Source organism: Chryseobacterium sp. CH21, from assembly GCF_004119445.1.
Classification (GTDB): Bacteria; Bacteroidota; Bacteroidia; order Flavobacteriales; family Weeksellaceae; genus Chryseobacterium.
On sequence record NZ_QICI01000082.1, the window covers coordinates 1 to 20,718 of the forward strand.

General features: G+C 35.4%; 20 protein-coding genes. 10 read left to right on the forward strand and 10 right to left on the reverse strand.

Translation table 11 applies throughout. From position 1 onward, the window contains the following. The first annotated feature begins 297 nt into the window (after positions 1-297). A complete protein-coding gene (locus tag BOQ62_RS16870; protein ID WP_129041310.1) occupies positions 298-708 on the forward strand; it encodes an META domain-containing protein in 411 nt (136 codons plus the stop codon). A gap of 49 nt (positions 709-757) precedes the next feature. Here BOQ62_RS16870 and BOQ62_RS16875 read toward each other — a convergent pair whose 3' ends face one another. From BOQ62_RS16875 to BOQ62_RS16895, 5 genes are all read right to left on the reverse strand, one after another. Then, positions 758-997 (reverse strand): hypothetical protein, encoded by a 240-nt coding sequence (locus BOQ62_RS16875; RefSeq protein ID WP_002977986.1) that lies wholly within the window; start codon positions 995-997, stop codon positions 758-760. Positions 998-1,048: 51 nt separating this feature from the next. Then, positions 1,049-1,939, reverse strand: coding sequence for a 3-hydroxybutyryl-CoA dehydrogenase (locus BOQ62_RS16880; RefSeq protein ID WP_185146806.1), 891 nt, complete (start codon positions 1,937-1,939; stop codon positions 1,049-1,051). 10 nt (positions 1,940-1,949) lie between these two features. Next, positions 1,950-2,360 (reverse strand): hypothetical protein, encoded by a 411-nt coding sequence (locus BOQ62_RS16885; RefSeq protein WP_129041314.1) that lies wholly within the window; start codon positions 2,358-2,360, stop codon positions 1,950-1,952. Positions 2,361-2,391: 31 nt separating this feature from the next. Next, on the reverse strand, positions 2,392-3,270 hold the full coding sequence (gene bla-A, locus BOQ62_RS16890; RefSeq protein WP_129041316.1) for a CGA/CIA family class A beta-lactamase: 879 nt from the start codon (positions 3,268-3,270) through the stop codon (positions 2,392-2,394). A 66-nt stretch (positions 3,271-3,336) separates the two neighbouring features. Further along, the gene (locus tag BOQ62_RS16895) at positions 3,337-5,067 is read right to left on the reverse strand and encodes a cellulase family glycosylhydrolase (protein ID WP_129041318.1); all 1,731 of its coding nucleotides are present in this window, start codon (positions 5,065-5,067) and stop codon (positions 3,337-3,339) included. A gap of 215 nt (positions 5,068-5,282) precedes the next feature. Between BOQ62_RS16895 and BOQ62_RS22585 the strand changes: the two genes are divergently transcribed. Continuing rightward, on the forward strand, positions 5,283-5,456 hold the full coding sequence (locus BOQ62_RS22585; RefSeq protein ID WP_164976776.1) for a hypothetical protein: 174 nt from the start codon (positions 5,283-5,285) through the stop codon (positions 5,454-5,456). 77 nt (positions 5,457-5,533) lie between these two features. Here BOQ62_RS22585 and BOQ62_RS16900 read toward each other — a convergent pair whose 3' ends face one another. Further along, a complete protein-coding gene (locus BOQ62_RS16900) occupies positions 5,534-6,496 on the reverse strand; it encodes a Gfo/Idh/MocA family protein (protein ID WP_129041320.1) in 963 nt (320 codons plus the stop codon). A gap of 134 nt (positions 6,497-6,630) precedes the next feature. On the opposite strand from BOQ62_RS16900, the gene BOQ62_RS16905 reads away from it, so the two are divergent. The 4 genes from BOQ62_RS16905 (at position 6,631) to BOQ62_RS16920 (ending at position 9,675) form a co-directional block, all read left to right on the forward strand. Then, the gene (locus tag BOQ62_RS16905; protein ID WP_129041322.1) at positions 6,631-7,278 is read left to right on the forward strand and encodes a hypothetical protein; all 648 of its coding nucleotides are present in this window, start codon (positions 6,631-6,633) and stop codon (positions 7,276-7,278) included. 100 nt (positions 7,279-7,378) lie between these two features. Then, positions 7,379-8,029, forward strand: a complete 651-nt coding sequence (locus tag BOQ62_RS16910) for a protein-L-isoaspartate(D-aspartate) O-methyltransferase (protein ID WP_129041324.1) — start codon at positions 7,379-7,381, stop codon at positions 8,027-8,029. Positions 8,030-8,345: 316 nt separating this feature from the next. Further along, the gene (locus BOQ62_RS16915; protein WP_129041326.1) at positions 8,346-9,332 is read left to right on the forward strand and encodes a 2-hydroxyacid dehydrogenase; all 987 of its coding nucleotides are present in this window, start codon (positions 8,346-8,348) and stop codon (positions 9,330-9,332) included. Positions 9,333-9,381: 49 nt separating this feature from the next. Next, positions 9,382-9,675, forward strand: coding sequence for a hypothetical protein (locus tag BOQ62_RS16920; RefSeq protein WP_129041328.1), 294 nt, complete (start codon positions 9,382-9,384; stop codon positions 9,673-9,675). A 115-nt stretch (positions 9,676-9,790) separates the two neighbouring features. Here the strand turns inward: BOQ62_RS16920 and BOQ62_RS16925 are convergent, their stop codons facing one another. Next, positions 9,791-10,228, reverse strand: a complete 438-nt coding sequence (locus BOQ62_RS16925) for an endonuclease domain-containing protein (protein WP_129041330.1) — start codon at positions 10,226-10,228, stop codon at positions 9,791-9,793. Positions 10,229-10,503: 275 nt separating this feature from the next. On the opposite strand from BOQ62_RS16925, the gene BOQ62_RS16930 reads away from it, so the two are divergent. Beyond that, positions 10,504-12,489, forward strand: a complete 1,986-nt coding sequence (locus BOQ62_RS16930; protein WP_129041332.1) for a urocanate hydratase — start codon at positions 10,504-10,506, stop codon at positions 12,487-12,489. A 268-nt stretch (positions 12,490-12,757) separates the two neighbouring features. Here BOQ62_RS16930 and BOQ62_RS16935 read toward each other — a convergent pair whose 3' ends face one another. Then, positions 12,758-15,166, reverse strand: coding sequence for an NACHT domain-containing protein (locus tag BOQ62_RS16935; RefSeq protein WP_129041333.1), 2,409 nt, complete (start codon positions 15,164-15,166; stop codon positions 12,758-12,760). 352 nt (positions 15,167-15,518) lie between these two features. On the opposite strand from BOQ62_RS16935, the gene BOQ62_RS16940 reads away from it, so the two are divergent. Continuing rightward, on the forward strand, positions 15,519-16,226 hold the full coding sequence (locus BOQ62_RS16940) for a DUF6261 family protein (RefSeq protein ID WP_129041334.1): 708 nt from the start codon (positions 15,519-15,521) through the stop codon (positions 16,224-16,226). 575 nt (positions 16,227-16,801) lie between these two features. Here the strand turns inward: BOQ62_RS16940 and BOQ62_RS16945 are convergent. Both BOQ62_RS16945 and tpx read right to left on the reverse strand, forming a co-directional pair. Further along, a complete protein-coding gene (locus BOQ62_RS16945) occupies positions 16,802-17,179 on the reverse strand; it encodes a helix-turn-helix domain-containing protein (RefSeq protein WP_129041335.1) in 378 nt (125 codons plus the stop codon). Positions 17,180-17,677: 498 nt separating this feature from the next. Next, positions 17,678-18,247 carry a thiol peroxidase gene (gene tpx / locus BOQ62_RS16950; RefSeq protein ID WP_129041337.1) on the reverse strand — a complete coding sequence of 190 codons (570 nt, stop codon included), beginning with the start codon at positions 18,245-18,247 and terminating at the stop codon, positions 17,678-17,680. 173 nt (positions 18,248-18,420) lie between these two features. On the opposite strand from tpx, the gene BOQ62_RS16955 reads away from it, so the two are divergent. Both BOQ62_RS16955 and BOQ62_RS16960 read left to right on the forward strand, forming a co-directional pair. Then, positions 18,421-20,049, forward strand: a complete 1,629-nt coding sequence (locus tag BOQ62_RS16955; protein WP_129041338.1) for an NADP-dependent glyceraldehyde-3-phosphate dehydrogenase — start codon at positions 18,421-18,423, stop codon at positions 20,047-20,049. Between the two features lie 152 nt (positions 20,050-20,201). Further along, a complete protein-coding gene (locus BOQ62_RS16960) occupies positions 20,202-20,711 on the forward strand; it encodes an RNA polymerase sigma factor (protein ID WP_129041340.1) in 510 nt (169 codons plus the stop codon). The last annotated feature ends 7 nt before the right edge of the window (positions 20,712-20,718 follow it).

The window sequence follows — 20,718 nt, forward strand, 5'->3', positions numbered from 1 at the left end:
AAAAATAAAATGAGTGTCCTGAATGCGGTAAGAAATAAATTAGTACACAGAATAATGGCTGTCATCAATAGAAAACAGCCATTTTTACAAAAAGAAGAATTTGTGTCAATAAAAAATTCAAATTTCTCTTGTGTATTAACATAGAAATCTTTGCGTTTTCTAACTTATGACCATATAATAAGATCTTTTGCTCGGAAAAATATTCAAAATATCAAATGTTAAAGAATAATAAAATTCATGGCAACCCGTTTAGATAATATAAATTCCGTAAATTTGGGTTAATTCAAAAAGTAAAAAATGAAAAATCTTTTTTTAAGTATATGTACAGCAGCTGTATTGGCTTCATGTGGATCAATGACGAGCCCGTCTGCGTCTAAAGTAGGAAAAGCTCAGCCTGCTCTTACCAATACAAAATGGACGTTGGCTGAAACGGTAAAAGGTAAAGTTCCAACATTGAATATTGAAGGAGAAAAGATCACTGGAAATGCAGGATGCAACAACTATTTCGGAACGGCTACCATAGATCCTTCTACAGGTGGTTTTGCAGCGGGACACATGGGATCTACAAAAATGATGTGCAACAACATCGGAGTAGAGCAGAACTTTATGGATATGATGGGAAAAGCAAACAAATATGTCATTTCCGGAAATACTTTAGAATTGTATAAAGACAATCTTTTACTATTGAAATTCTCTAAATCAGAATAAAAAAACAAAAGGAACTCAATGGAGTTCCTTTTTTATGTTTAGAGTGTTATTAATCTTCCTCTTCTTCGTCGTACTTAGCCAACTCTTCGTCGCACCATTTGAACGCTGCTTCTACTACTTTAGTAGCCTCGTCTGCCATCGTTTCTTCATCATCACCTTCAAGATCATCTAACCACTCAACTTCTTCTTCCTCAACGTTTAAGATAAATCTTGGATATTCTGTATGAACTACGAATAGATCCTCTGGAAATTCCGAATTATCTGCTAATAAAAACTTTGGTAATTTCATTTTTTTAATGTTTTAACTTTCTCAAAGATAAATAAAATTATTGACTTAAAATTACTTCAAAAACATTTTTGAAACTTTTTCAGCTTTTTTGCTTTCTGAATAATCGTAGAATCCTTCTCCTGATTTTACCCCAAGTTTCCCGGCTGTCACCATATTTACAAGCAATGGGTTTGGAGCGTACTTAGGATTTTTGAAACCGTCATACATTACGTTCAGGATGGCAAGGCATACATCAAGACCAATAAAGTCAGCCAGCTGAAGCGGACCCATCGGATGAGCCATCCCCAATTTCATTACCGTATCAATTTCTTCTACACCTGCCACTCCGTTGTAAAGCGTTTCAATAGACTCATTGATCATTGGCATCAAAATTCTGTTCGCCACAAAACCTGGGTAGTCATTTACTTCTACAGGAACTTTCCCAAGCGTTTTACTCATGTCATAAATAGCATCGAAAGTCTCTTTAGATGTAGAATACCCCTTAATGATTTCAACCAGTTTCATGATCGGAACTGGGTTCATGAAGTGCATCCCGATTACTTTATCGGCTCTTTTAGTAGATGCTGCAATTTTAGTGATAGATATCGATGAAGTATTGGTTGCAAGAATACAGTTGGCAGGAGCCAGTTCATCCATCTGACCGAAAATCTTCAATTTAAGATCCATGTTTTCTGTAGCAGCCTCTACAATAAGATCAGCAGCTCCTACTGCATCATTCAATGCGGTAAAAGTGGTGATGTTGCCTAAAGTTTCTGCTTTTTGCTCCTCTGTAAGGTTTCCTTTTGCAATGATTCTGTCAAGATTGGTAGTAATGGTTTTTAAACCTCTGTCCAAAGCTTCCTGGGATACGTCTACAAGATTTACTTTAAAACCGCTTTGTGCGAAAGTATGTGCAATACCATTCCCCATGGTTCCCGCTCCGATAACTACAATGTTTTTGATCATTTTTCCTTTATTTTTTATAGATAGTTAAATTTTTTACGTCTGTAAGTTCTGATTGTGTAACAACAGCTGTAGAATCAAAGAAAACGTTTCCTACATTTTGATTTTTCTTACTGTTATTCTGATTAGAAATAGCCGCTGTCAATCCTCTCACAAGTCGTTTTTTTTGATTCTTTGTAAGAAAATCAGTACCAACATATAAGGTATATTCGCCTTCCCTTCCTCTTCCTTTTTCTATCAGGATTTCCATGCTTTTGATCTGGCTTTTATTTTTAAACTCTTTCAGAAAGCTTATCACAGGTTTGTCAGATGGCGGACCACAGCATACACTTCCATAGCTGATTTGTAAATAATTCTGATTCTTCTGAGAATAAAAGAATGTAAATGCAAATAGAGCCGTTGTTATTATTATTTTTTTCATGTTAAATCGCTTTAAAAATAAGCTTAAAATTTTACTTATTAAAATATTCCCAAACCTCTCTGGAAATATCTGAAATCATCCTGCAGTTGATAGCATCCGTTTCCGTTGAGTTACTGACAAATACAGCTAATGCATAATGTTTGCCATTCGGTAAAGTAACGATCCCAATTTCATTTTCTGCACCCGTTAAGCCTGCATCATTCTTCCCGGAAGCTCCCGTTTTTTTAGCCACAGGAGTGTTTTTGGGAAGCTGCTCTACCATTTTATTCAATCCTGTGGAGGTAGACCACATTACTTTCATCAGATAATCTGTAGATTTTTTGGATAATAATTTTCCGTCATAGAATTTTTTTAGAGCATCAACTGCTGATTTTGTTGTGCTGTAATTTTCATACTGAACATTCCAGTCTTTATGCATGGCTTCTTCATTATATTTGATCTGAAAACCTTTTACGCCTTTGGAATCCATAAACTTTTGCACGGTCTGAGTCCCTCCCAATAGCTTCAAAAGAATATCACAACCGTTATTATCGCTCTTGGCAACTGTATATTCAATCACTTCACTTAGCGGAACTTCAACATTTCCTCCGGGATACTTATCACGAAGCGGCGACCACGTGTTTTCGAGCAAGTTTGACTGATCTAATTTGATTTTCTGATCCAAAGAAAGTTTTCCCTGATCTATCACATTCAAAACTGCAGCGGCAATGTGAAATTTAAATACACTTTGCATCGGAAGTTTTTTGTCTGCATTTTTATCATATTTAAAACCATTTTCAAATCCTAAGACAGAAACGCCTACCGTTGCTTTTTTGTTCTTAAGAATTGTACTTATTTTTTGTTCTAATAGGGAAGTCTGAGCAAAGGTGAATGCTGAAATCAGAATAAAAAGAAGGGCTGTTTTTTTCATAATAGTATCATTAAAAAAGCTCTCTTCTGAAGACCAAAAGAGAGCTGCAATTTAAGACAATTATTACTATTTTAATTCAAAATAACTCAGATTGGTATCATCATTTTCAAAGACGATTCTGATTTTATTTTCTCCTTTCTGAAGGCTGATGTTTTTTGCTGAAACGGTCTTCCAGTTCTCATTTCCGCCAGTAGGTGCCAGTGATACTGATGCTAAAACTTTTCCGGAAGCTGTTTCAATTCTTATTTTGGAAGCATTGGCCGCAGCGTATCTGATATCAGCTGTATAACTTCTGTCTCCTTTAGACTGAACGGTGTACTGAAGCCATTCTCCGGTTTCCGTTTTTCCTACATAATATTGGTTCGTAACCTTGTCATTACATTTATAAATATCCACTCCATCATTTCTCATTTGCTGTCCGGAGTTCCATTCCGATCTTTTGGCAGGATCACTCACCCAAAGATTAATGAAATCCTTATCCAGATAGGCAGAACCCATTCTTCCCAAATCATATTCTGAAGCGAATATTCTTCCGGGAGCCTGATGATTTTTGAATGGCTTTGTAGAAGCCTCTGTAATCTGTCTGAACATAGCATCTATCACATCTCTTTTAATTTCTGTATTGTTCAATTTGTAATTGTCTGCAATCTGCAGTAAAGCTTTTTTCGCATACTCTTTAGACGGTTTTTCACCTCCGTTTTTCCAGTAATCCAACAGTTTTTCATACTCCGGAGTAATTTTCACATTATTAATTCCAGCGATATTATCAATTTTTTTCATTGGCCAGAATGCATATCCAATATTGTGCTTATCCAAAAGCTGGATCAATTCTGTAAACCAAACGTTTGAATTCTCACCCGTTTCTCCAAGCCATATCGGCATATTGTGTTTCTCTCTGAGATCCAGTGCGAATTTTAGTGTTTGATCATCATTGTAATTCCAGTATTTATGGAAGCTGAAAGCCATATTATTATCCCAGATTGCTGGAAGTCCATTATAATTATTTCCCCAGCCGTTTCCTTCAATGAAAATAATATGCTTTTTATCTACCTCTCTGATGGCTGCTGTGATATCCTTCTGAAGCTTCCAAAGCGGAGCATTAGACATTTCATCAGTACCGTTTGGATTTTTCCCAGTGAAATTAATGTTGGGTTCGTTAATAAGGTCGTAACCTCCAATCCATGGATTATCTTTATATCGTTCAGCCAGTTTTTTCCATAGGGCAATCGTTTTTCTCTGATTCTCCTCATTGGCCCAGAGCGAAGGTTTAGATTTATCATTATCAGAGATATTAGCATCATTTCCCTGGCCACCCGGAGCGGCGTGAAGATAGAGAATCAAATATATTTTGTTATCTGTACACCATTGAAGCAGGTCATCAGTCATTTTAAAACCTTCTTCCAGCCATGTATCTTTTCCTTTTACTGGCTCCTTTTCGATGGGCAGTGTATAAAGATTGTAATGCATTGGAAGCCTTATAGAATTGAATCCTGCTTTGGCTAGAAAGTCGATATCCTGTTTAGTGATTCCGTTTTTCAGGTAAGCTTTATAGAACTCATTCATTCCGTCTTCACCAATCAATTCTGCAATTTTCTCTTTAATCTTATACTGGGGTCCTGCAAAATCTGCAGTTTTCAGCATATATCCTTCCTGTAACATCCAACCACCAAGCCCAAGACCTTTCAATTGAATATTTTCACCTTTATCATTAACGATTTTCTGTCCTGAAGTCTTCAGTAATTGCGATGTCCCAAATTGAGACAATAAAAGTGCGGATAATAGAATGGCTCTTTTCATAGTAGTTTTAATGATTTAAATAATAGGAATTTTTTAGAAATTAGTAATAATGAATGGTGGCATCATAGTAAGAATCTACATTCAGACCATTTATTCTGCCAGAAATCCATTGCGTGTATAAAACAAAATCTTTCAATTGTTTATTGAATTGTTTTTCAAATATATTATTTTTTTAGTTTTAAAATAATTTTTTATTGATAAATAAGCAATTATTAATGAAAAGTTTTTATTTCATTACAAGGGTTAAAGAATACAAAGCAGAAATCAGCAGAATAGATAACACCGCTTCATCCAATCGATTGAAAATCGATTCTATCTTAGCTTCCTTAAAATATTATGTAGCCAAATTTGAACCTTTGCGTGGTAAAATTATATACATCAGAAACTAAAAATGCTACCTCATAATCCATTATTCTGATTATAAGATAGCATTGTATCTATTGCTGTTCATGAAAACGGCGTATTCTTAACTGATCAGTTTCATAATCTCTAAAGCCACCTTCAATGCTTCAGTTCCGTCTTCAAGAGAAACTTCTACATTTTTGTCGCCCGTAATCGCATCCGCGAAAGAATTTAATTCATCCAAAATAGCATTATTAGGCTGAATATTTGGATATTCAAAAAGAATCTGGTTCTTTTCTCCTTCTGCATTTTCAATAATCATATCAAATGGAGTAGGGTTTTCAGGAGCATCCTTCATTCTGATCACTTCAGCCTTTTTCTCAAGGAAATCAACGGAAATATAAGCATCTTTCTGGAAGAATCTGCTTTTTCTCATCGCTTTCATAGAAATTCTGGAAGTCGTAAGATTGGCCACACATCCGTTTTCAAACTCTATTCTTGCGTTGGCAATGTCCGGAGTTTTGCTTACTACACAAACACCGCTTGCGTGGATATTTTTTACTTTAGATTTCGCAATACTTAAAAGAATATCAAGATCGTGAATCATAAGATCCAATACTACAGAAACATCCGTACCACGTGGGTTAAACTCTGCCAGTCTGTGGATTTCAATAAACATCGGCGTACTGATGTATTCCTTAGTGGCGATAAAAGCCGGATTGTATCGCTCAACGTGTCCTACCTGTGCTTTGATTCCTTTTTCTTGGCACAAACGAAGGATTCCTTCTGCCTGTTCAAGTGTTTGGGTTATTGGTTTTTCAATAAAAAAATGAAGACCTTTTTCAATGGCTTTTAAAGCATAATCATAATGATAAACTGTAGGAGTGACAATGTCTAGCATGTCAATCTGCTCAAGCAATTCATCAAAATTTTCAAAATATGTATACCCGAATTCGGCTTCTAATTTCTTTCCGTTTTCAACATCTTTATCATGGAAACCTACAAATTCATATCTATCAGACTGATTAAGAAGTTTTAAATGTATTTTTCCCAAGTGTCCGGCACCTACCAAACCTGCTTTTAACATAGCTGTATTAAATTTTTGTAAATATAGTGAATGTACATTTATAAAATACATGACTTTTCACTTGGAGGTATTCAAGATTGAATATGTTTATTCATTAAAGAAATTACAGTAAATTCACGGCCTGAAAAATAACGATGAAAAGAATAATTTCGATTTTACTCTTCTTTGCATTATGTACTGAAGGATGTATAGGAGATAGTCCGTATGATCCACAAGCTAAATGTGGAACTCCAACAAATCTGACATTTGAAAAAGGAAGTAACACTCTTGCCTGGAACATGAACACCATGGGCGAAGGGTATTATGAAGTGCAGTATGGAGAACCTGGCTTTTCTTTAGGAAAGGGAACCACAGTGGTTACTTATAAAAATTCCTATAGCCTCCCGCTCTATCAGAATAATAAGTATGATCTTTACGTAAGAAAAAATTGCGGAATAGACAATGGGCGAAGTAACTGGGCGGGACCTATTACTGTTTTGGCAAGTAGTACGACAACTTGTATACAGCCATCGTATGCAACGTATACCAAAACGACTTCCTCCACGCTTTCTTCTACTTTTGATGCTACCGTATCCTGGGAAAATGATGGTGTTTCTGCATATGAAACTGTTTTAACGATAAGTTCTGCACCTCCTGCGAGTGGACAGTTAGCAATTGCAGGTCAAAAAGCCATCTACACAGGACTAAGTAAAACTCAGAACTATAACTTTTTTGTCAGAAAAAGATGTGCTGATAATACCTTTAGTGCGTTTTACGGACCTTATCCTATAAAATGGAATTAAGAAACAAAATAAAGCAGTCATTTTTTTGATTGCTTTTTTTTGTGGATAATTCTTTTCTCCAATTTATGAAATCTAATTTCTAATTTCTTACTTTTGTCAAATGCAGGATTCGTTTGTACATAAAGGAAAAAGAAAGATTTTAGTTGAATATCTTCAACACAGAATTGGAATTTCGGATGAAAATGTACTTCGGGCGATGAGTGAAGTTCCGAGACATCTTTTTATCGAAAGTATTTTTGAAGACTTTGCCTATGAAGACAGGGCATTTCCTATTCTGGCGCACCAGACTATTTCCCATCCTTCCACAGTAGCGGAACAGTCTGAACTGTTGAAGGTAAAACCCGGTGAAAAAGTACTGGAGATCGGAACAGGATGTGGATATCAAACTGCCGTGTTAATGGCGATGAAAGCCCATGTATATACGGTAGAAAGGCAAAAAGATCTGTTTGATTTTTCTAAAAAGAAACTCAGAGAACTTCATCTCTTTCCAAAATTTCAGAGCTTTGGGGATGGTTTTGCCGGACTTCCTACTTTTGCTCCTTTTGATAAAATCATCGTTACGTGTGGTGCCTCTACTTTACCGAAAGAACTTTTGAAACAACTGAATGTTGGAGGAATAATGGTGATCCCATTGGGACCAACAGATGAACAGGTTTTATACAGATTCACAAAAGTAGGTCCTACAGAATTTGAAAAAGAAGAATTCGGGGCCTATAAATTTGTTCCGATGCTTGGAAACACCAATCAGTAGAACGGAATTGGTAGATTAGCTGGTCTCAAACACCGTTCTTTATGAGAACCAATTTTATCAATAGAAACTGACTTTTTTTCGTTTTTTCATAAATAAAATTTATCTGATTTAATTAAAATTTAAAATCTTTTAACTCCATTTCGGAATGAAAATTGATGGAATTAAAACCCTCAGTATAAAATCACCATCACAAAAAATAAATAGATCTTGAATAAAACATTCAGATGAAAATAAATAAATTTTTAATATTAAAGTTCAATAACCTTACTTTTTGCGAGTGAGGTTTTTTATTAAAAAATCATCAAACATCAGTACAATGAGAGTATTTATAAATAAAAGAATTCCTGAACCGGGAATCGAAATGCTGAAAGAAGCAGGTCTGGAAATTATTTTTCCGGAAAAAGAAAATCTTTCTTATGAAGAATGGATTAACTACTGCAAAAACACAGACACCATACTAAATGTAGGTGGAGATTTCAAATATGATAAGAATTTTTTTGATGCCTGTCCCAATATCAAAGCCATTGCTTTATATTCTGTAGGATTTGATCATGTGGATATTCAGGAAGCTACGCAAAGGGATATTCCGATAGGAAATACTCCGGATGTTTTGAGCAGGGCAACTTCAGACGTAGCTTTTTTACTGATGCAGTCTGTTGCGAGAAGGGCTAGTTATAATTTTCAGAAAGTAAAAGATGATAACTGGGGAGGATTTGATCCTTTACATGCCATGGGACAGGAACTGTACGGAAAGACGCTGGGGATTTTTGGATTAGGACGTATCGGCTATGAAATGGCTGAGAAATCAAAAAAGGCTTTTGGAATGAATATCATTTATCATAACCGCCACCAAAATGAAGAAGCAGAAAAAGAGTTGGGGGCAACCTATGTTTCTTTTGATGAATTGATCAAAAACTCAGATGTATTGAGTGTACATGCTAATTTTACCCCTGAGCAGAAAGAATTATTCAATTATGCCATATTTGAACAGATGAAGCCGGATTCAATTTTCATCAATACAGCAAGAGGCGGTTTTCACAACCCAAAAGATCTGTATCAGGCACTCGTTGATAAAAAAATCTGGGGAGCCGGTCTGGATGTTACCAATCCTGAACCAATGTCTGCAGATGATCCTATTCTTGGGCTTTCCAGTGTTTGTATTCTTCCACATATTGGTTCTGCAACGGTTGAAGCCAGAAACGGAATGGCAAGACTGGCTGCAGGAAATATCATTGCTTTTTCAAAAAATGAAAAAATGCCACATTGTGCAAATCCTGACGTTTATTCTCATCAATCATCATAACTTGGAATTATTTTTGTTCTGATTATATAAACCTAAAATCTTAAATAGTATGGCACCAGAGAAAAATATTAATGAGCAAAACAAGAGGTTAGAACAGATGGATTATAACCCAAATGAAGATATATTTAAGAGAGAAAAACATATTTCGCTCGATGGAGACGGAAATCCTATTCTGGATGAAGATCTGGACGATGATAAAATTGATAAAGGTTTAGACATACCCGGAGCAGAAGATGATGATGAAATGGAAGAAATAGGAGCAGAAGATGAAGAAAACAATTACTGGAGTCTCAGTGATAATGAAGATGACCATGAAGAAGAAAATGATGATGTTTTAACCTAAGTTTTAACGATACAAAAAACAGCCTTATTGAATTTCAGTAAGGTTTTTTTTATGTTGAATAATGACTGCTTTTGGTAAGGGCAATTCCCCTCTTTTGGAGGGGTGGATTCAAAAATTAAAAAATTTTTGAAGACGGGGTGGTTCCATAATGCAACACAATAAAATCCTCCAATTCCTTCATTACCCAACTCAAATTATTCCTCACATCAAAATCACTGATTCTAAAAACCAACAACCCCAAAGATTCAAGATATTCCTCTCTTATTCCATCATAAATCTGTTTTTCATCATGGCTAGAACCATCTATTTCTATAATGAGTCCAAGAGTTTTCACATAGAAATCAACAATATAATTTCCGATAATCCTTTGTCTGTCAAAATCAATTGTATGGAATTTTTTTGCACGGACTTTCTTCCAGAAGATCACTTCACCCAAGATCCGGGCTTTGCGTTTTTCTTTTAATAATACTTTTAAATAGGGATTGTAGGGTAGATTTTCAACGAAATTCCTGCGGATCGGAATTCCGTTGATGAGGGTAAGGATTTCTTTCATGACTGTGTTTTTAACCACCCCGTCTTTCAAAGTTATCAACTTTGAAATCCACCCCTCCAAGGGAGGGGAATTCAGGTGTATTTATTCAAATATAGTATTTAATATCAAATAGTGGTTGATTTACAGATTTAATAATTTCCCTTAACCCTTAACCCTTAACCCTTAACCCTTAACCCTTCCCTCATTCTTTCCTTTCCCCACTTGCCTATATTTCCTATTTTGAATATCTTTAAGACTTCAAACATTGTTTAAAACATAGACCTTTAAATAGTAATATGACATTCCAAGAACAGATACAGCAGGGGATTCCTAGTCAGCTGCCACAACCAAAACCATACGAAACCAATATCAACCATGCTCCGAAGCGTAAAGAAATTTTAGGAGAAGAAGAGAAAAAACTGGCATTGAAGAATGCTTTACGTTATTTTGAACCTCAGTTTCATGCAGAACTGATTCCTGAATTTAAGCAGGAACTGGAGGATTACGGAAGAATTTACATGTACCGTTTCCGTCCGGATTATGAAATGAAGGCGAGACCTATTACAGACTATCCCGGAAAATCTGAGCAGGCGAAAGCCATTATGCTGATGATTCAGAATAACCTGGATTATGCAGTGGCACAGCATCCTCACGAACTGATTACTTATGGTGGAAACGGAGCTGTATTCTCAAACTGGGCACAGTATCTGTTGACGATGAAATATCTGTCGGAAATGAATAATGAGCAGACATTGGTGATGTATTCAGGACATCCGATGGGATTGTTCCCTTCCCATAAAGACGCACCAAGAGTGGTTGTAACGAATGGTATGATGATTCCAAATTATTCAAAACCGGATGATTGGGAGAAATTCAATGCGTTGGGCGTTACTCAGTATGGGCAGATGACAGCGGGAAGTTATATGTATATCGGTCCTCAGGGGATTGTTCACGGGACAACGATTACGGTGTTAAATGCTTTCAGAAAGATCAAAAAAGAACCAAAAGGTGGACTTTTTGTAACGTCTGGATTAGGTGGAATGAGTGGAGCTCAGCCAAAAGCGGGGAATATTGCTGGCTGTGTTACCGTATGTGCAGAAGTGAATCCGAAGATCACGAAAATCCGTCATGATCAGAAATGGGTAAATGAAATTCATGAAAACCTTGATGAACTGGTAAAAAGAGTAAGAGAAGCACAGGCTAACAAAGAAACAGTTTCTTTGGCTTACCTTGGAAATATTGTTGAAGTTTGGGAGAAATTTGCTCAGGAAGATCTAAGAATCGATATCGGTTCAGATCAGACCTCGCTTCACAACCCTTGGGCGGGTGGTTATTATCCTGCCGGACAAAGTTTTGAAGAATCTAATACTATGATGGCTGAAAACCCTGAATTATTCAAAGAAAAAGTTCAGGAAACATTAAGAAGACACGCTGCAGCCATCAATAAGCATACAGAAAAAGGAACCTATTTCTTCGATTACGGAAATGCCTTTTTATTGGAAGCTTCCAGAGCAGGAGCTGATGTAATGGCAGAAAATCCAACATTAGGAAGAGAGTTCAAATATCCGAGTTATGTACAGGATATTATGGGACCTATGTGTTTCGATTATGGTTTCGGGCCGTTCCGTTGGGTATGTTCCAGTGGTAATCCGGAAGACCTTCAGAAAACGGATGATATTGCATGCGCAGTATTGGAAGAAATGGTTAAAAACTCTCCTGAAGAGATTCAACAGCAGATGAAAGACAACATCCAGTGGATCAAAGGAGCACAGGAAAATAAACTGGTAGTAGGTTCACAGGCAAGAATCCTTTATGCAGATGCAGAAGGAAGAATGAAAATTGCGGAAGCCTTCAACAAAGCCATCAAAAATGGTGAAATAGGACCTGTAGTACTAGGAAGAGACCACCACGATGTTTCAGGGACAGATTCTCCTTACAGAGAGACTTCCAATATTTATGACGGATCAAGATTTACCGCAGATATGGCTATTCACAACGTAATTGGTGACAGTTTCCGTGGAGCTACCTGGGTTTCCATTCACAATGGTGGTGGAGTAGGCTGGGGAGAAGTAATCAACGGAGGTTTCGGAATGCTTCTGGATGGTAGCGATGATGCCGACAGAAGACTAAAATCTATGCTTTTCTGGGATGTCAACAACGGAATCTCAAGAAGAAGCTGGGCAAGAAATGAAGGTGCCGTTTTCGCTATTAAAAGAGCGATGGAAGCAGAACCAAATCTGAAAGTAACACTTCCGAATTTTGTGGATGAAAATTTACTGTAACATAAAATTCAATAATTTAACAGAAACGGGCTATAATCCTGAGTTAGTTGAAGGAATCCTGTTTCTTATACGTAACAGTACATCAATAAGAATATAATACATCAATAGGAACGGGCTTTAGCCCGTTTTTTTGTGCGTAGTGTAATTGGCTTTAGCCGAAATTTAAAATTAAGTTTCGGCTAAAGCCTTTGGTATTTATCTTTTTATATCGGGCTAAAGCCCGATGCTATTGATATTTACAAATAAATTGGAAGTATAATTATGATCTTTACTTTTTGAATTTACGTAATGTTTTAATTTTTTTGCCATCTTTTATAGATACATTTACATTATTAATAATTTTGTTTTCATCAAGAAATGAAATTCTTTGCATAAATTTTTTCACTTGTTTTCTACTTTTATCCTCTTTAGATAATTGTTTATACTTTGCTGCAAAATCAGAATCTATTAAGCCTTGGACATAATAGTTGTCCTTATCTACCAAATTTATTAACTGATTATACTTTTCGAAATCATCAAAATCTATATTAAGCAGTGACGAGGCAATAAGGTAGGTAGAGTACTCATATTCTTTCTTTTCTTCTTTAGTTTTAAATTCCAGAGGGTTTTCTAATTTACTTTTCATCTCCTTAAAAAGATTTTCTAAGGGTTCTTTTAAAGTTATTGAAGAATGATGAAAGTCATACCAATATGCTAATATTTTATGCGCCCCATATGTTGTGTGAAGAAAAGATTTGACTTCAAAAAATTTATCATCCTCAGTTGTTAATATAAACTTTAAAGCATTATGAATATTTTCAATATTTGTACTTATAGCATTTAATCTATTTTCAACAGGTGTATTGTATAGTGCTTGAATTAAGTATCCTAAACCTGCCACATTTATTAAATATTCATGAAAATCTGTTGGTTTGGCTCTTTTAATAATTTCATCAATTAATTGCGGTGAATCTTTTGTCATTCCCGCATAAAAAATAGCTACATTTTGCCACCAAACATCATTGAAATTTTCAATGAAATAATTCTTTCCGTTAATACTATGATTATAAAATTGATATGCAGTAAAATATTCTTGAAAAGATAAATGCTTAAATTCAATTTCCCCTCTATCATTTTCAACAAGAAGATTAATGTCCTGAACTAAGACATCCAATAATTCTTTTACATCATAATTTTGCCCTCTCTTATTTGCAAACTCGGAAACAAGTTGTTCAAGTTCGTCTTTTTTTATATTCTTTTTCTTTAAAGTATGTAGATGTTCAGCTAAATATGATAATACGCTTCTATGTACTCCAATTTTTAATAAATCTAAATGATTCTCCTTTATACTTTTACTTAAAAGAATATCTACAAAATATCTATATAAATCAGCTATAGTAGCAGGTATTTCATATCCATTTTCGTCAAATAATGATGTTAAAAGTGTTAATGTTAAAGGAGTTTTGGGTAACTTATCTAAGATACCAGAATCCTTTAAAGATTTTAAAAGTCTCTCACTTTTTACTTTTTCATCATCAAAATATCTTCCAATAAATGATTCTGCTTGCTGTAAAGAGATATTATTAATTTCGAAGTATCTAAAATCAAGCTCTCTGCATGTTCCTAACAATGAATCTGAATTTCTAGAAGAACAAAAAAATTGTATCTCTGGATTTTCGTTTTGAAATTTTTTTATTGCTTCTAAAGCTTTATTTTTACTTTCTTTTTCACCTATCTCGTCTAAGGCATCAACAAAAATTATAAAATTTTTTGCTTTCAATAGCTCAGTGAAATCAATTTCTAATGGCTTGTAAACGTCTTTTTCAAAATATTCAGTAATTGTTTGAATTATATCAAAATTATTATCTCGAATATCAGTAAACTTTAAAAGTATCGGATAATATTCACATTCATTTCGAATGGAGTTTTGATATATAATGTTATTCGCAATTTGTTTAAATAAGGTTGTTTTTCCTGATCCAGATTCACCAACGATCAAGGCGCATTCAGATAAATTATTCAAGTCTTCTATGCCAAATAATTTACGTTTAAATTGTGCAGTGGAATCATCATAATAAATTTCAATTAATTTTAATTTTATTGTATTTTGCAATAATTTTTCAATTTTTGCATCTGTAATTCCCAATGCTTTAGTAAAATCATCCTGTTTATTTTTATTCTGAAATATTTCAATATAGTGTTTATATTTTTTTGAACCTCGTAACCAGTATCTAGGAAATGAGTTGTCAATATATTTTATTAGATCTAAATTTGACCAAAATGAGATATTTGCATTTTTATTGAAGAATTCATCTTTGTAGAATTTATCTTTTGCACCACTATTTATCTTTCCATTTGTAACTATCTTAACCTTTGAAACATTAATTTTTCCATGTTTTAGACTTTCATATGGATATCCAAAACATTCCTTAACTTGAGATTGTATTTCTATGTTTGAAGTTGAGGTACCTGTAATATCTCCTTTTTTTACTACAAATGCAGTCCATTCTAATTTATCTTCAATAGTATCATGTAGTGAACTAATAACGTCTTTGCCATATTCAGGAACATTACCTCTTTCATGTGTTACTAGAACATTAGAATAGCCCATTCCAACTAAAAGGTCTTTTAATAAGTCGTGAATTTCAGTTTCTTTGGTTATTTCGTTCAGTTTGTTTATTTTTTCTTTTTCTAGCATTATAATTGAATTATTGTGAATGTTTTTGATTATTAATAAATTTTCTCAAAATTAGTTTTCTATATTAGTTTTACCTTACGGTTTCCCATAACCCAAAAACACAACTCTAAAACATCCTGTTTACAACCTCCCCAATCCCTCCAGAACTCTAAAACAACCGCAAAATACCCTTCCCAAGCACTCCATTTATTAGAAACAAATATGTTTGAAACTTCCCAAGCTCCTAGAAAGTCTCCTGCAAGTTGAAGGAAACCTCTCAACATCTTTGGAGGTTTGTTGCAAGTATGTTTGTAACAAAACAACTTTTTTCTATATTTGATTGTTAATTTATTAAAAACAAAAGACACAAAAAATGAAAATTGCACTTACACAGCTGAGTACTAAAGATCTTGCGACTTTAGCTCAGAGAATTCTTTCTAATGCCCAATCCGGAAAATACCCTGTTATCAACAATCATCCTCTTGTAGGAGCTTTGGCGTTTTCCTATACAGAATATGATAAGGTATATACAAAGCAGATCTACAGTGGAAAAGGAAAAGATGTGGCTGCTGCCGATCACGAAAGAGATACCGCCTATGCCAATCTGAAATCTTTCCTGAACGGGTATCGCAAACTCCCTTCTGCAGCCAACTATCAGCTGGCAGAGGATCTCTACGGAATATTCAAAACTTTTGGGCTGAATCTGGACAGGTTGAGCTACTCTTCACAAACTGCTCAGATGAAAAAGCTGATTGAAGTGCTGGAAACTCCCGAAAACAAACAGAAGTTAACTGTTCTTTCTCTGGATGTTGCATTTGCAGAGATAAAAGCTAAGCAGGATGCTTTTGAGATGGTGTTTGCAGAGCAGGCAGGAGCCAATGCAGATCTTCGTCAGCTGACGAGCGCCAGTGCCATCCGTAAAGATCTGGAGAAAACAGTGAAATCTTATCTTAATCTGCTCACGGTGATGAATGAGGTATCAGGCTGGGGACTACTCTATAATGATACCAATGAGCTGGTGAAGGCTGCAAAAAACTCTTCGCTGACAAGAGAAGGCGGGGATAATATAGCTAAAGGGTAAGAAATCTAACCTTTATATAGAGTAACCCACAAGCTTGTCACTCCGTAGGAGTCTCTATTATACTTATAAACGTAATACAAAAACTCAGCAATTCGCTGAGTTTTATTTTTTTGAACCATTAAGAGTATTGAAGTTGTTAAGGTAAGTAAAGATAAACATCAAGATGTTTTTAAGCGTTGTGCTTCTTCATCTTACTACTCTTAAATTATTCTCCCACGGATTTCACTGATCTCACAGATCTTTATCTTCGTCATTGAGAGTACATTGAGATTGCTTCACCTTCGGTTCGCAATGACATTGGTAGTATTGAAATTTTATCGGAGATAAAATCCTTGCGCCTTAAAACAGAAGGTTTTTACTATCATTTTGCGCCTTAGCGTTTATCCAACTACTACAATACAGAAAAAACTCAGCAAGTAGCTGAGTTTTATTTTTTGAACCATTAAGAATATTGAAGCTGTGAAGGTAAGTGAAGGGAAGCATCAAAGATGTTTGAAAAAGTATTTCGCTTGATCTTAATATTCTTAAATTTTTAAATTCTCTTATTGGTTTATATATAATTGTAGAAAACTAAATTATTGATTTTTAAGAGATTTTATTTCCTCTTGTAATCTCTGGTTTTCTTTTTTCAGCATTTCTATAAGCTCTCTTTGGCTTTCAAGAAGAAACTCTGGAACATTACAATAAAGATTACCATTTATATTATTTCCAAAACCACTACTTCCAGTAATATTATCAAAATTATTGATCTGCTTTGCTTCCTCTTCTTCATAGATCTCTTCCATAGGGACTTCCAGAAAACGGGCAATTTTTTCCCATTCATCTTTTCTTATGGCTACATCTCCGCTTTCTTTTCTGCTGTAGTTGGAGACATCTGTAGCAATATAATCAGCCACTTGTTGTTGTGTGAAGCCTTTTCTTTTTCTTACGTTACGTAGTTTTTCTTTTTGCATGACCCGTATTTTCTACAAATATGCAAAATTTTGTTGGAGAATAGCGAGGGCACAAAGTTTTTTTATACTTGAAATGTTATTTTAAGATGCAAGAACATTTTGGCTTCACATAAATATGAGATTTTCGGTGAGTATTGTGTTATTATTCTCCCACGGATTCCACTGATCTCACAGATCTTTATTTTCATCAGTGAGAAAACATTGAGATTGCTTCACCTTCGGTTCGCAATGACAGGTAGCGTTGAAATTTTATCGGAGATAAAATCCTAGCGCCTTAAAACAGAAAGTTTTTAATATTATTTTGCGCCTTAGCGTTTCCCAACACCAATAAAAAACTCAGCTACTTGCTGAGTTTTATTATTTTGAACCATTAAGAATATTGAAGTTGTGAAGAGAAATTAAGAGAAACATCAAAGATGTTTTTAAAAAGCTTTATACTTCATCTTAATATTCTTAACTATTTCATTTTTCTTAATGGTTTAATGTAAAAGTGAGACACTATTTCACAGCGGCTATTGCTGCTTCATAATTCGGTTCTTGAGAAATATCCGGTACCTGCTCTTCATAGATGATCTTTCCCGAAGGATCTATCACCACAACCGCTCTGCTCAGAAGACCTTTCATGGCAGAATCTACCAGTTCCACACCATAATTCCATCCGAAATCTGAACGGAAATCTGAAAGCATTACTACATTTTTAATTCCTTCTGCACCACAGAACCTTTTCTGTGCAAACGGTAAATCTTTAGAAATACAAAGCACTACTGTATTGGGAAGATTCCCTGCTTCCTCATTGAAATGATGTACAGATGCAGAGCAAACACCAGTGTCTACACTCGGGAAGATATTCAGGATGACGTACCTTCCTTTATATGAGTCTAATGACTGATCATTCATATTCACATCGGTAAGGGTGAATTTGGGAGCCGGTTTATTCAGAGCCGGTAATTTGGCATAAGTATGAACTTCCTTTCCACCCATTAAAACAGTATTTGTAGCTTTAGATTTTTGAGCAAAGCCCACCGCAGAGAAGAAGAGCAGTGTGCCGCAAACTAATTTTGAAAACATGAAATTTATTTTTAAGCTAAATTATTCTTTTTTTAGGAGCTAAGATTAATTTTAATTCAAATAGATCAAATCTATTGTCAGATTGTTTCTTTCAAAATATTTTACCTCTACCTTTATCTTATCAAACCTTCTTACAAAGAAGGATCTTATCACATAAAAAAATAGAAAGATTTATGAGTTCAGAAAATACAGCATCATTCCATCACATTTTTAAAGGAGAAAACGAAATTCCGGAAGAGTATAAAGTTCCGGTCATTCATCAGAGAACTTATCTTTTGAATGGCGAACTGGTAGAGTGGAAGGGAGATGTTACGGAAATTTATTCCCCGGTGTGCCTTCCTACAGAAAACGGATTGGAAAGAAAGCTTTTGGGAAGCATCCCGAATATTGGTCCGAACGAGGCATTGGAAGTTCTTGAAGCCTGCGTAAAAGCCTATGATAATGGTTTGGGGGAATGGCCTACCATGTCTGTAGAAGGACGTATCAAATGCATGCAGAAATTTGTATACCTGATGATCCAGCAAAGAGACCTGATCATCAAACTGCTGATGTGGGAAATTGGAAAAACACTGGCAGATTCTACCAAGGAATTTGACCGTACTGTAGATTATATCAATCAGACCATTGATGCATTAAAAGATCTGGATCGAGAATCTTCCCGTTTTCAACAGGCAGAAGGAACCATTGCACAGATCAGAAGAGCACCGCTTGGGGTAGTATTAAGTATGGGGCCGTTCAATTATCCTCTGAATGAGATCTTTACAACCTTGATTCCAGCTTTGATTATGGGAAATACTATTCTGTTTAAACTTCCAAAGCATGGTGTGCTGGCTCATTATCCTTTATTAAATGCCTTTAAAGAAGCCTTCCCGAAAGGAACAGTGAATACATTATATGGAAAAGGATCTGAAATCATCACTCCCATCATGGAAAGCGGAAAAGTGAATGTGCTGGCCTTCATCGGATCAAGCAAAGTGGCGAATGGATTAAAAAAACTTCATCCGAAAGTAAACCGTCTAAGAGCTATTCTGAGTCTTGATGCGAAAAATGCTGCCATTGTTACTAAAAACGCTAATCTGGATGTTGCGGTGAGCGAATGTATTTTAGGGGCACTTTCTTTCAATGGACAGCGATGTACAGCATTGAAACTGATATTTGTTCAGAAAGAAATAGCCGAAGAATTTACAAAGAAACTGAGTGAAACGGTTTCTGCTTTGAAGGCTGGACTGCCATGGGAAAAAGATGTGAAAGTAACTCCACTTCCGGAAGTGAACAAACCAGCTTATCTGAAAGAATGCATTGATGATGCCCTACAGAAAGGAGCTGCAGTTTTGAATAAAGACGGAGGGTATACGGACGAATCTTTTGTTTTCCCGGCGGTAGTGTATCCCGTAAACAGTGATATGAAGCTGTATCATGAAGAACAGTTTGGCCCTGTGATTCCTGTAGTTCCGTTTGAAGACATAGAGGAACCAATAGAATATCAGGTGAATGCTTCACATGGGATGCAGGTAAGTATTTTCAGTGAAGATCCACAGGAAGTAGCCAGACTGATTGATCCGTTTGTAAACCTTGTAAGCCGTGTCAATATCAACTGCCAGGCACAGCGTGGTCCGGATGTATTTCCGTTTACCGGAAGAAAAGACAGTGCAGAAGGAACACTTTCTGTGTTTGATGCGCTCCGTTCATTCTCTATCCGGTCTCTGGTGGCTGCAAAACTGACGGAATCCAACAAAGAATTACTTAACACTATCGTGAGAGAACATGATTCCAACTTTTTGAGTACTGATTATATTTTCTGATTCCGATAATATCAAATTTAACATAAATAAAAATCCTCAATAAACTGCTTTGTTTTTTGAGGATTTTTTTAACTTAATAGCGGAAATTAGAGTTTGTGTTATAACAAGATGATGTTTTTAATAAATATCATTCAAGGATCAGTGTGTACATCATGTCTTCACCGGAAAAAGAATTTTTAGAGAAAATTGAAAAACACAAAGGTGTTATCTTCAAAATCTCTAAAATGTATATGGACAATAAAGACGATCAGAATGACCTCTATCAGGAGATCATTTACCAGGCCTGGAAATCATACGGTGATTTTCAAAAGAGAAGTGATTTCTCCACATGGCTGTACAGAACTGCACTTAACACAGCAATTGTTTTCCTGAGAAGTGAAAAAAAACGTAGTTTTATACAGAATCAGAATGTGGATGGGCTCAGCGCCAGACAAGAACCCTATAATGATGTAGATGATATGAATATGAAGCGGATGTATGAAGCCATCCATCAGTTGAGCCCCATAGATAAAGCGCTTATATTTTTCTTTTTGGAAGGTTTTTCGGGTAAAGAAATAGCTGTTCAGCTTGGAATTACTGAAGTGAATACAAGAGTAAAGCTGAAAAGAGCAAAAGAAAAACTGAAAGAGATCATTACCAGACAGGAGGTAGATTCGAAGTAAAAGATAA